Source organism: Rhodococcus sp. MH15 (assembly GCF_019266045.1).
Classification (GTDB): domain Bacteria; phylum Actinomycetota; class Actinomycetes; order Mycobacteriales; family Mycobacteriaceae; genus Rhodococcus_F; species Rhodococcus_F qingshengii.
Genome location: NZ_LPNP01000058.1, coordinates 95,365 through 107,023 on the forward strand (window position 1 = coordinate 95,365; position 11,659 = coordinate 107,023).

The 11,659-nt window shown below is 61.8% G+C and carries 12 protein-coding genes; all 12 read right to left on the bottom strand.

Annotation, left to right across the window (positions count from 1 at the left end; genetic code table 11):
• Positions 1 to 8: 8 nt before the first annotated feature.
• Positions 9 to 881 carry an ABC transporter permease gene (locus ATN37_RS04675; RefSeq protein ID WP_003944051.1) on the bottom strand — a complete coding sequence of 291 codons (873 nt, stop codon included), beginning with the start codon at positions 879 to 881 and terminating at the stop codon, positions 9 to 11.
• Positions 878 to 1,618 carry an ABC transporter permease gene (locus ATN37_RS04680; RefSeq protein ID WP_030536769.1) on the bottom strand — a complete coding sequence of 247 codons (741 nt, stop codon included), beginning with the start codon at positions 1,616 to 1,618 and terminating at the stop codon, positions 878 to 880. Before ATN37_RS04680 ends, ATN37_RS04675 begins: the two co-directional genes overlap by 4 nt.
• Positions 1,619 to 1,652: 34 nt before the next feature.
• Positions 1,653 to 2,906: a cytochrome P450 gene (locus ATN37_RS04685; RefSeq protein WP_030536770.1), complete on the bottom strand. Its 1,254-nt coding sequence runs from the start codon at positions 2,904 to 2,906 to the stop codon at positions 1,653 to 1,655.
• Positions 2,907 to 2,959: 53 nt separating this feature from the next.
• Positions 2,960 to 4,597, bottom strand: coding sequence for an acyl-CoA synthetase (locus tag ATN37_RS04690; protein WP_218694819.1), 1,638 nt, complete (start codon positions 4,595 to 4,597; stop codon positions 2,960 to 2,962).
• 26 nt (positions 4,598 to 4,623) lie between these two features.
• Positions 4,624 to 5,871 (bottom strand): hypothetical protein, encoded by a 1,248-nt coding sequence (locus ATN37_RS04695; protein WP_081557939.1) that lies wholly within the window; start codon positions 5,869 to 5,871, stop codon positions 4,624 to 4,626.
• Positions 5,872 to 5,876: 5 nt separating this feature from the next.
• The gene (locus ATN37_RS04700) at positions 5,877 to 6,428 is read right to left on the bottom strand and encodes a hypothetical protein (RefSeq protein ID WP_007728648.1); all 552 of its coding nucleotides are present in this window, start codon (positions 6,426 to 6,428) and stop codon (positions 5,877 to 5,879) included.
• Positions 6,429 to 6,465: 37 nt separating this feature from the next.
• Positions 6,466 to 6,657: a ferredoxin gene (locus ATN37_RS04705; protein WP_020907945.1), complete on the bottom strand. Its 192-nt coding sequence runs from the start codon at positions 6,655 to 6,657 to the stop codon at positions 6,466 to 6,468.
• Between the two features lie 2 nt (positions 6,658 to 6,659).
• The gene (locus ATN37_RS04710; protein ID WP_007728646.1) at positions 6,660 to 8,054 is read right to left on the bottom strand and encodes a cytochrome P450; all 1,395 of its coding nucleotides are present in this window, start codon (positions 8,052 to 8,054) and stop codon (positions 6,660 to 6,662) included.
• Positions 8,051 to 8,857, bottom strand: a complete 807-nt coding sequence (locus tag ATN37_RS04715) for an SDR family oxidoreductase (RefSeq protein ID WP_003944110.1) — start codon at positions 8,855 to 8,857, stop codon at positions 8,051 to 8,053. Before ATN37_RS04715 ends, ATN37_RS04710 begins: the two co-directional genes overlap by 4 nt.
• Positions 8,857 to 10,062: a cytochrome P450 gene (locus tag ATN37_RS04720; RefSeq protein WP_218694820.1), complete on the bottom strand. Its 1,206-nt coding sequence runs from the start codon at positions 10,060 to 10,062 to the stop codon at positions 8,857 to 8,859. The genes ATN37_RS04715 and ATN37_RS04720 overlap by 1 nt, the downstream gene beginning before the upstream one ends.
• Positions 10,059 to 10,625: a TetR/AcrR family transcriptional regulator gene (locus ATN37_RS04725; RefSeq protein WP_024487471.1), complete on the bottom strand. Its 567-nt coding sequence runs from the start codon at positions 10,623 to 10,625 to the stop codon at positions 10,059 to 10,061. Before ATN37_RS04725 ends, ATN37_RS04720 begins: the two co-directional genes overlap by 4 nt.
• Positions 10,626 to 10,761: 136 nt before the next feature.
• On the bottom strand, positions 10,762 to 11,619 hold the full coding sequence (locus tag ATN37_RS04730; RefSeq protein ID WP_007728643.1) for a mycofactocin-coupled SDR family oxidoreductase: 858 nt from the start codon (positions 11,617 to 11,619) through the stop codon (positions 10,762 to 10,764).
• Between the last annotated feature and the right edge of the window lie 40 nt (positions 11,620 to 11,659).

Here is an 11,659-nt window from a genome sequence, read left to right on the forward strand (position 1 = left end):
CAGTCCCCCTAACCGGACAGATTGAAGTTGCCGGAACCGCCGTAGAGCGCGAGTGAGACGAGCAGGGTCACCGCCACGACGCAGATCAGCGAGAGCCGAACCCCGCGGCCCACTGCAGTTCCCACGCCCGACGGTCCCCCGGACGCGTTGTATCCGTAGTACGTGTGGATCAGCATCACCAGTAGTGCCATCACGAGCACTTGAACGAAGGACCATGCGACGTCGACCGGATCGAGGAACGTCGTGAAGTAGTGGTCGTAAAGACCCGAGGACTGACCGAACAGCACGACCGTGGTGAATCGTCCGGCCAGAAATGATCCTACGAGCGCCAGTGAGTACAGCGGCAAGATCGCGATCATCCCTGCGGTGACGCGGGTGCTGACGACGTACGGGACCGAACTGATCGCCATCGATTCGAGGGCGTCGATTTCCTCACTGATGCGCATGGCACCGATCTGCGCGGTCGAACCTGCTCCGATCGTGGCCGACAGGCCGATTCCCGCGATGACCGGCGCAGCGATACGAACGTTGATGAAGGCGGAGAAGAATCCGGTGAGCGCTTCGACTCCGATATTTCCCAGTGAGCTGAAACCTTGGATCGCAATGGTGCCACCCGAGGCGAGAGTCAAAAATCCTACGACCGCAACCGTGCCGCCGATCACTGCCAAAGCTCCGGTGCCCATGCTGATCTCGGCTACCAGCCTCAACACTTCTTTCGGGTGTTTGCGAATTGCCCACGGGATGTGAGCGATGGCGCGCGCGAAGAAGACAGCTTGTCGCCCGACGTCGTCGATCGAGCGTGACGTTCGAGCCACCCGAGCCCGCGTGCGTCCGAACTTGCCGATTTGTGCCAGCGAATCCGAAAGCGTCACCTCGATCACCCCGCCGTCAATCGGATGCCGACCGCGGTGACGATGGTGTTGACGACGAACAACGCCATGAATGCGTACACCACCGTTTCGTTGACGGCCTCCCCCACGCCTTTCGGCCCACCCCGTACCGACAGTCCGCGATAGCAGGCCACCAATCCCGCCAGCATCCCGAACAGTGCAGCTTTGACCATCGACAACGCCACCTCGGGCAGGCCGGTCAGCAACGTGATTCCCTCGACGAAGGCTCCAGGGTTCACGCCCTGGAGAAACACCGAGAAGGCGTAACCGCCGGCGATGCCGATGACGCAGACGAGTCCGTTGAGCAGCAAAGCCACCACGGTCGACGCGACCACCCGCGGAATCACCAGCCGAGTGATCGGATCGATCCCGAGCACCTCCATGGCGTCGATCTCTTCACGAATCGTTCTCGATCCCAGATCGGCGGCGATGGCTGTCGCGCCCGCACCTGCCACGATCAGCACCGTCACCACCGGACCGACCTGAGTCACGGCACCGAGCGCGGCCCCGGCGCCGCTGAGGTCGGCGGCACCGATTTCGCGGAGAAGGATGTTGAGGGTGAAACTCACCAGGACCGTGAACGGCACGGCTACCAACACTGTCGGCACGATCGACACCCGGGCGATCATCCAACTCTGCTCGAGAAACTCCTGCACCTGAAAGCGGGTGCGGAACAAGCCCACTGCGACATCGGCGCCCATCCGGTAGAACTGGCCGAGTTCGCGCATCGGGCCCGCAAGTGCAACTCTTCCGCTGTACACGTCAATGCCCCGAAGGGCATGACGTGGAGTTGCCGTAGTCGACCTTGAATTCCTTGATCCCGTTGAGCCAACCGGACGAGAGCCTGCTCGGATCGCCGAGCTTGCTGATGTCGGGCATGTGATCGGCGATCTTGCCGAAGATCAGATCGACCTCCATTCTGGCCAGGTTGGCGCCGACGCAGTAGTGCGGCCCGGTTCCTCCGAACGCGAGGTGCGGGTTCGGGTCTCGGGTGATGTCGAAGACGTCGGGGTTCCCGAAGACGGTTTCGTCGAAGTTCGCCGAGCCGTAGAGCAGTACGACGCGCTGCCCCTTCGCAATCGCAGTGCCGGCAATCTGTGTGTCCACCACTGCTGTTCGTTGCATCGACGTCAGTGGCGAAGCCCAGCGGATGATCTCGTCCGCGGCGGTGCGCGGACGCTCACGCTTGTACAGTTCCCACTGATCCGGATGCTCGAGAAATGCCATCATGCCGAGTGTCGTTGCGTTTCGCGTCGTTTCGTTGCCCGCGACAGCCAACATGATGACGAAGAAACCGAACTGTTCCGGGGTGAGTTTCTGCCCGTCGATGTCGGCATGCACCAAGCGTGAGATGATGTCGTCGAGCGGTTCCTCCCGTCTCGCCTCAGCCAGTTGATAGGCGTAGCCCAGGATCTGCGCCGACGCCATCCGAGACTCGCCGGCGAGCGACTCGTCGTCGTATCCCGTCATCTGATTCGACCATTCGTACAGCTGACGGCGCCCGTCCTGCGGTACACCGATCAGCTCCGAGATCGCCTGCATGGGTAACTCGCTGGCGACCTGGCTGACAAAATCACCGCTACCTTCCGCCACGGCAGCCGACGCTATGTCTTCTGCCCGCGCTTCCAACCCGGCCCGCATCGCTTCCACCGACCGCGGAGTGAACAAGCGCGCCACCAACTTGCGCAGCTGTGTGTGCTCAGGGGCGTCCTTGTTGATGAGGACGTGTTTTGTCGCCTCCAACTCCTCCGCCGAGATGTTGTCTTCATGCCGCGGAATGCAGCCGTTGACGTTGCTCGAGAACTCCTCGCTGCGCAACGAGACGTCGCGGACGTCTGCGTGGCGGGAGACAACCCAACAACCACCGTCGTGAAATCCGCCGGTACCCGGTTCCTGGGCGTTCCACCAGACCGGAGCGCATCGTCGTAGTTCGGCGAACTCGGCAAGCGGGACGCGCTCGCCGTACAGATGCGGGTCGGTCACGTCGAACCCGTCGGGAAGGTCGATCTCAGGCATTGCAGATGCTCCTTTACGGATGGGTGCCGGGTGCCGGGTGTTGCGTGTGAGCGCTAGTCGATCCGGTGGACCGGGTCGCTGTTCTGTGAGAACTCCTTGGCCCAGCGGTAGTCCGGCTTGCCGCTCGGCGCTCGAACGACCTCGTCGGCGATCCAGAAGGAACGCGGAATCTTGTAGCCGGCGAGGTGACTGCGGGCGTGCTTCTCGATGGATTCGAAATCCGGTTCCACACCGTCGCGGATGCGAAGCACTGCCGCCACCCGATTGCCCCACCGCTCGTCCGGAACACCGATCACTGTCGCGTCGTAGATGTCGGGATGGGCCTTCACCACGGCTTCGACTTCTTCCACGAAGACCTTCTCGCCGCCGGTGTTGACCACCATGTTTCCCCGTCCGAGGAGGGTGACCGAGCCGTCGTCCTCGATCCGCGCCCGGTCTCCGGTCACCACTGCCCGTGCGCCGTTCACCTCGCGGAATATCTCGGCCGACTTCACCGGATCCTTGTAGTAGCCGAGTGGAACGTTTCCGAGTTTCGCCAGCCATCCTTCGGCGCCCGAGCCCGGCTCCAACACACGGTTGTCGTCGTCGACGACGACCGTGAATCTGTTGGCACCCACTTTGGGTCCGCCACGCTGCTCGAGCCCTTTGGTTGCGAATCCGATTCCGCCGAAGCCTGTTTCGGACGATCCAACCGAATCGGAGATCATCAGATTCGGAAAGACGTCGAAGAACGCATCTTTGACCGATCCGGAGAAGAGCGCAGCGCCAGAGGCGAGCACAGCCAGGCTCGACCCATCCGGTTGCAATTCGTGATGGGCTTCGACCAGTGGACGGCCCATGGCGTCGCCGGTGATGACCATGACCTGCGGCCGATACTCGGCGACGACTTTCCAGACCTGTGCCGCATCGAACTTCGGTTCGAAGATGACGGTGTTTCCGGAGAACAGAGCGTTGAACGTCGGCATCAGTGCCGAGGTGTGGATCAGCGGTGGAAGCATGCACCACCGCATCGGTTCGGCTGCCGCGGCGCCACCGCGCGACTGCTGGTACTCGTCGGCGATCGGCTCACCCGAATAGAAGTCGTAACCGCCGGCCAATACGCGCCAGATGTCTTCCTGCCGCCAGACGACGCCTTTCGGTCGTCCGGTTGTTCCGCCGGTGTAGAGAACGTAGACGTCATCGCCGGAACGCTCGGGAAATGCATGTTCACCTGTGCGAAGCGAGGATTGGTTGCCGAGCGCATCCTCGTACGCCACTGCCCCTGGAATCGACGGTTCGTTCCCGAGAGCGAGTTCGTCCGCCGCCTCGATCACGTACTTGACCCGCGGCGCGGCCACCAAGGCCTCGGCGACCCGCTCAGCGAAACCACGATGGAAAACCAACGCCGTGAGATCCGCGTTCTCGTACAGATAAACCAATTCGTCGCTCGTGTAGCGGTAGTTCACCGTGATGGGAACGCCGCGGATCTTGAAGGCCGCGAGGACAGCAACCATCGCCTCGATCGAGTTGTGCAGCTGAATACCGATGTGCGAACCGACACCCAACCCGACGGACTGGAAGTAATGCGCCAATCGGTTGGCCCGCTCGTCGAGCTCACGGTATGTCACCTCCTCGCCGGAAACGATCAGCGCGAGGCGATCGGGCATCACATCGACGGAATGCTCGAACAGGTCTGCAAACGTGTACGCCATAGGTTGAGTCCTTCGGGTTCGGCCGGTCAGACGACGAAGAGAGGCAAGGGGATTCCGCGATCTTCGAATACGAATGCCGCGCCGGTACTGACCTTCGTGATGGCGACTTCGACGCATTCCGGAGCGGGAGCTTCGGTGATGTCGACGGCCAGAAGAAGCCCCGCGGCATCTTCGGCCACCACTCTCACGGTGAAGTGCGGATTCACGCCGCGGACCAAAGCTTGGAGAGGATCGAGGTGCTCGCTGCCGAGCAAGGTCGGCCAACCGCCGTCGCGGTCGACAAGAGCTTCTCGCGAGATCCGCAGCTCCAGAGCACCGCCGTCCTGTCGAATCTCGCTCTCCACATACTGCTTCGGATTCAGCAAGGGATGCACGGACAGGACCAATGCCAACGATTCCAGCGTCGAAGGAAGCCCGAGCGCATCTCGAATACGCTGTGCCGCAACTCCCGCGATTCCGGTCAATTGCTTTCGCGTGATCTCGCGAGCCTTGTCTTCGTCGGCACGGCGGCGAACCGCTGCCAGAAAGCCCAACGCCAACAGATGATGCTGCACGCAGATCTCCTCTGCGATACGAACCAAGGCTGATCGCGAGAAGTCGGAAAACCTCAGGTCGGACAACAACGGACCCGAGTAGTCCGCCCTACCGTCCCCACCGTGATCGATCGGGCTCAGCTCGACCGTCACCGCGGCGGTGCTTCCGATCTGCTCGGTGTGCGCGGTCATCACGGGAGGCGTGTGCGACGGGTCGATGGACACGGTCCAGGCGCAGTGCGGATGTCGGTCGGCGGGCCTGCGCGGTGGTCGGTGAATCGGCCGGATCTGGGCGCGCGGGTTGGTCGCGATAGCCGTTGCATCGAAAGTCGGATCCTCGATGTCGTGACACATCGAGGTCACGAACTCATCGCCCAACGGCTCGACGTCCATGAGTGCTCCGCAATGGTCGAGCCAGAATTCACCGTGCAGCGGATCGTCGACCCGGTATCGGAAGTCCATGAACTGTGGAGGAGCGCCGATGTCGAGTTGTAATCCTTTGAAGATCGTCACGACGTCGTCGCCCTCGTATCCGAGAGCCTTCTGCATGCGGCGGGTGTACCAGGGGCTGGCCGACTCCCACTCCTCGACGGCCACCTGTGCCATACCCTCGCGTCCGAATTCGACGATCAGATGCGCCATGCCCGAGCGATCGATCAGCTGCCCGCACAGGAGCAACTCGGGCACCAGCACGGCAAGGTCGCGCTGCGAGAGTGCCTCGAAGGAATCGCGCACCGACATCGGACTCACCACAGCGAAACCGGCGCGGTGCCCACCGGATACCAGCCCGGTAGCGGGTCGCCCGAGATCGATCGCTGGATCCGGCCCTGCATCCCCTTCGAGAGAGCGTTGTTGCCGATCATCTCCATGAACAGTGCCGACACGTTCCCGAAGTCGAAGAAGTCACGCTGCCACGACCATTGGAAATCCCCGCCGTAGCGGAACCAACTACCACCGATACCGTAGACGGAGTAGTTGCTACCGTCCTCACGCTTGGCATCGGAAATCTGCTTCCACAAGCCGATCACGTTTCCGCTACGGTCGTCGATCACAAAGTCTTGATACGGATACTCCCAGCCTTCGAGGCCCTTCATCTCGAGACCGAGCGCGACTTCGCGAATCTCCTCGCGCCCCACCGCCATGAAATCCTGCTTGGGGCCGTAGTTCCACCCGTACGTGGCGTCCTCGGTATACATGTCCGCCAACGGTTTCCAATCGCCGGCGGCTTCGGCCTTTTTGTTTGCCTCGATCCAGCGTTGGACCATCTCGTCGAGCTCTGCGCGGTCGAAACCCGTCATCTGAACTTCCTCCCTCGAGCACATGAATTCGCTGCAATCAATCGACAATTCTCAGGGCGCCGGTCGGGCAGTACCTGACCGCCATCTCGGCTTCACCGCGGAGCGACTCGGGTGGGTCCGAGTCCAGAAGACTGACCTTCCCCCGCTTCGGGACGACAAAGATCTCCGGTGCCTCCAGCTCGCATGCCGCATGGCCTTGGCACAGGTCGAGGTCGACTTCGACGTGCATGATCACCCCTCACGCCCGGGACGTGTTCGGCGCCGGTACCTCACCGCGCACGGCTGCTGCAACTGGACGACCATCTTGCTGTGGTCGTTTCGGTAGGATTCCGACGGCTGCGCCATCTCGAACTCGAAGTCCCGCAGCAGGATCGAGAAGATCGCTTTGAGCTGCATCTGGGCGAACGCAGCGCCGACGCAGCGATGCCGGCCGGCTCCGAACGGAATCCACGTCCAGCGGTTGACGATGTCCTCTTGATTCGGGTCGATGTACCTCCCGGGATCGAAGGTGTCCGGCCGGGGAAAGTCCTCGGCGATTCGATTGGAGATCGCGGGTGTCGCGGCGACAAGATGGCCCTCTCGGATCTCGAAGCCGCCCACTTCGAAATCTCCACGTGCCACCCGCAAAAGGATGATCAACGGCGGATGCAGTCGAAGGGTTTCCTTGACCACAGCCTCAAGAACCGGAATCTGGCGCAGGGCATGAAAACTGATATCGGCGCCGTCGGAGTACAGATTGTCGAGTTCGTCGACGACGTCCGTCATGGTGTCGGGATGCCGCAACATCTCGATCAGCGACCACGCTGCCGTGCCGGAAGTCGTGTGGTGGCCGGCGAACATCATCGAGATGAAGATTCCGGTGATCTCGTCGGCACTGAACCGGAGGTCGCCGTTCTCGTCCTTGACCGAGACCAACACGTCCAACATGTCGCGGTCATCCTTGCCCTGCGGAGGATTCGCGATGCGCCCGTTCATGATGTCCTGTACCAGAGCGACCAACGCCAACCGGGCCTCGTCGCGGCGGCGGAAACTCTCGATCGGCGCGTACGGATCCACGAAAGCCAATGCATCCGTTCCCTGTTCGAGCTCGTGATACAGCTTGGCGAAGCTATCGTCCAGTTCGTCGCGGAACTTCTTGCCGATCAGGCACGCCGACGAGGTGTAGATGGTCAGCTCGGCGAAGAAGTCGAGCAGATCGATCTCGCCTTCGTCTCCCCACTGCGCGACCATCGCCTCGACTTCGCGGCCGATCGTGGCGGCGTGCCCGCGCATCTGTTCGCCGCGCAGAGCCGAGTTGTGCAGCATCTCTTTACGCCGCTCCGGGCTGGCGTCGAAGACGACGCCTTCACCGAATATCGGCTTCATGAAGGGGTAAGCCGCTTGTTGGTCGAGATCCTCGTCGGTGGAGCGGAAGAAGAACTCGTTTGCCTCGGCTCCGGACAGCAAGATCACTGTGCGGTCGGCAAGTTGAAAGGCGCCGACGTCACCACATTCCTCACGCACCCGGCGCATGAGCGCTATCGGGTCGGTTCGCAGTTCCTCGAGATGCCCGTGCGGGAGGTCCCCGCCGGACACCCGCGGCGGCTCGGGCAGTGTTCGCGACGTCTCTTGCACTCCGTGCGTCATGTCGTCTCCTGTGAGTTCGCAGTGGGAAGTTTGTCCAGTGGCGCCTCGGGCTGAACTTCGACGAGCACGATGTGTGCTCCTCGCGGCGCCGACACAACGGCGACGATGGCATTGGCGATGTCCGAGGCGCGCAGAAAGTAACCATGGCGGGCGAACCCCCACTTGCTCCACGATTCCCCGACCGGTCCGATGATCTCCGGCGTCGTGTCCATCCCCATGCCGGTCAGTGTCGGCCCGGGTCGCACGATCGACGCGCGAATGCCTGTTCCCTCGAGCTCCATTCGCATCTGACGCCCCATTGCCTCGAGCCCGGCCTTCGCTGCGTCGTACGCACCCATGAGTGGACGCTGGCGCTCGGCACAATCCGAGCCGATCAGTACGAAGTCACCGCGCTGTCGTTGCCTCATACCGGGGAGTACGCGATGCGCCAATCGCTGCGCACCGACGAGGTGAACTTGGATCTGCCGTAGAAACGCCTCAGGATTCATCTCGTCCGCAGCCCCGAATTCGAGGTCTCCGGCACCGGAGACGACGATTTCCGCGGGGCCGTGGACTGCCTCTGCGGCCGAGACGAACCCGTCGACCGAATCACCGTCCGTGACGTCGAGGAAGTGGGCGAACGCTTCACCACCGTTGCTGCGGATCTTCTCGGCGATGGCTTCGCATTCGGCGACTCGACGCGCACCGAGTGCAACCGGATGCCCGAGTTCGGCCAGGGCATACGCGGTGGCTGTGCCGATTCCCGACGACGCACCACTGATCAGTGCCGGCCGGCGAACGGGATTGGGTTCGAAACGAGGCATCAGCGCACCTGCACTTTCACCGGCAGGGCCGCAAAGCCCCGGACATTTGTCGAATGAACACGCTCGATTCCGGACTCGACGACTTCGTAGTCGCTGACCCGACGCCCGAACTCCGCCAGGGCGATCTTGGCTTCGAGCTTGGCAAGGTGGGCACCGAGGCAGAAGTGCACGCCACCACCGAAACTCGCGAGTTTGCCCGACGAACTCCGGCCGATCTGGAAGCTGTCGGCATCGTCGAAGACGTCGGCGTCTCGGTTGGCCGATCCGATCAGGAGCAGGACCTTCTCCCCCGCCGGAATGGTGCGCCCGTGGTATTCGAGGTCGACAACCGAAGTCCGAGCCACGATCTGACTCGACGTGTCGTAGCGAAGAGTCTCTTCCACCCATTCCGAGGCTCGTTCGGGATCGTCGAGGACCGGTGCGATCTGCTCCCGGTGGTGCGAACCCCAGTACAGAGCGTTTCCGAGAAGCTTGGTCGTGGTCTCGTTTCCGGCCACGACCATCAGAAACATGAATCCGAGGATCTCCTGGTCCGAAAGCTTGTCTCCGTCGATCTCGGCGTCGAGCAAGGCCGAGGTCAGATCGTCCGTCCGCGATCGGCGACGCTGCGCGATCATCTCCTTGTAGTAGCCCATCAAACTGATCGAAGCCTCCACCGCAGGTTGCGGCACGTCGAGAACACCCGCCTCTCGATGCACCACCAGATCCGCCTTGCGCCGCAGTTCGGCTCGGTCGGGTTCGGGGACACCCATGAGTTCGGAGATGACGTCCATCGGCAGCTTTCCCGCCACCTCCGTAATCCAGTCGAACTCCCCCGCGCCCAGCGCGGGTATCAGATGTTGCTTCGTCAGTTCGAGTATCCGGCCGTCGAGCTCCGCAACACGCCGCGGTGTGAATCCGCGAGAAACCAACTGGCGCAACCGCATATGGCGGGGATCATCCATAGCGAGAAACGACATCACATAATGCGCGTGTGGACCGTATGCAGCGGGGTCGAGTGATACTCCGTTTGCGCTCGACAGACGCTTGTTGTCCTTGAATCCGTCGACCACGTCCGCATATCGCGACAATGCCCAAAAGCCCACGCCCGGATTGTGATACAGGGGTGATTCTTCGCGCAGACGCTTGTACGTCGGATACGGATCGTCGTGAAAGTGGTAGTCGTACGGATTGAAGACCACCGGATCGATCAAAGCTTCTGTCATGATTTCTCCAGGATCAGTAGAGCTGAGGCCTCGAGGCGTCCAGCGATTTGCGCGTAGGTTCCGTAGCCGATTCCTGCGCGCAGAAGCGCCCCGGCATAAAGCATTTCGAGCGCTTCCAACACTTCGGGTTCGCCATTCGGATCCAACGCCGAGGCGAGTCGTTGATGGATCTCGAGTCCGATCCGGCCGCGAAGATGTTCCACTTCAGGATCGGATCCGAGCAGTGCATTGGTCACGGCGGCCGATACCTCCGGTTCGTCCGCGAGAAGCAGCGCGATATTTCGAAGTACAGACAGCACGTGCGCGGTGCGATCCAACCCTGAGCCATCAGGCGCCGACGAGTTCTGAAGTCTTCGCCAGAAAACCTCTGCGACGAGATGCTCCTTGGACGCGAAATACGTGTAGGCGGTCGCAGTTCCTACGCCCGCTTCGGCCGCAACCGAACGGACAGTCAGTCCGGAAAACTCTTGTTTGCGTAGAACTTTCACTGTTGCTTCGGCAAGCCTGGCCACAGTTTCCGCCTGTTTGCCCGTGAGGCGCCTGCGAGTGGATTCGTAGACAATCGATCCCCCGCCACTTGAATCGCCCCGTTTGCTGGACACGTGTCTGGACGTTACTACAGCGTCCTGTCCAGGGCAACGAAATGGGGAAACTTGGAAAATTCACCACGAACAGGCAGCAGCGACACGAAAAGTTCTACTACAGACCGATCTTCATCCCGGCACCAGCGTCCACGCGCAGTTGCTGACCGGTGACGAATCGCGACTCGTCCGAGGACAGGTACACGACTGCATGCGAGATGTCCGCGGGTTCGACCCACGGGGTCGGCATCGCCTGCATGAACGGGAACGTCACAGCCGCATCCTCGGCCGTCGGATTCTCGAGGTCGGGACGGAACGTCCGGTACATCGGCATGCTCTGCAACATGTCGGTGTTCACATTGGTCGGATGAATCGCGTTGACGCGAATGGAACTCGGCCCGAGGGTCAGCGCCAACGAACTGGTATAGGCCTGAATCAGCTTCTTGGCCAAGCCGTATCCGTCGCCACCCGGACCCTGGAGCGCCTGTTGCCCGTTGAATCCGGTCTGCGGCACCAGACCGGCAACAGATCCGATCGCGATGATCGAACCCCCTTCGCCGAGGTATTCCATCGACGCGTGCACTGTATTGACGACACCGAGAAAGTTCACATCGAAGGCGTCGACGAAACCGGCGGTCGACACGTGTTTGCCGAGCGGACAGATACCGGCGTTCGCCACGACGACATGCAATCCGCCCAACTGCCCTACCGCCTCGGCAAGTGCTGTTTCGAGTCCGGCGCGATCACGGACGTCGACACGCGCCGTCACCACCTGCTGCCCGGCCTCTTTCACCAGGCGAGCCGTTTCCTCCAGATCGGCAGGACTGGCGAGCGGGTATTCGTTGCTGGCGATGTCTGCGCACAGATCGAAGGCGATGATGTGCGCGCCCTCCTGCGCGAGACGGACGGCATGACTGCGCCCCTGACCTCGAGCAGCGCCGGTCACCAACACCACTTTTCCGTCAACTCTGTTCATTTCGACCTCTCTCCTGTGGATGTGAAGACGTGGTTGTGAA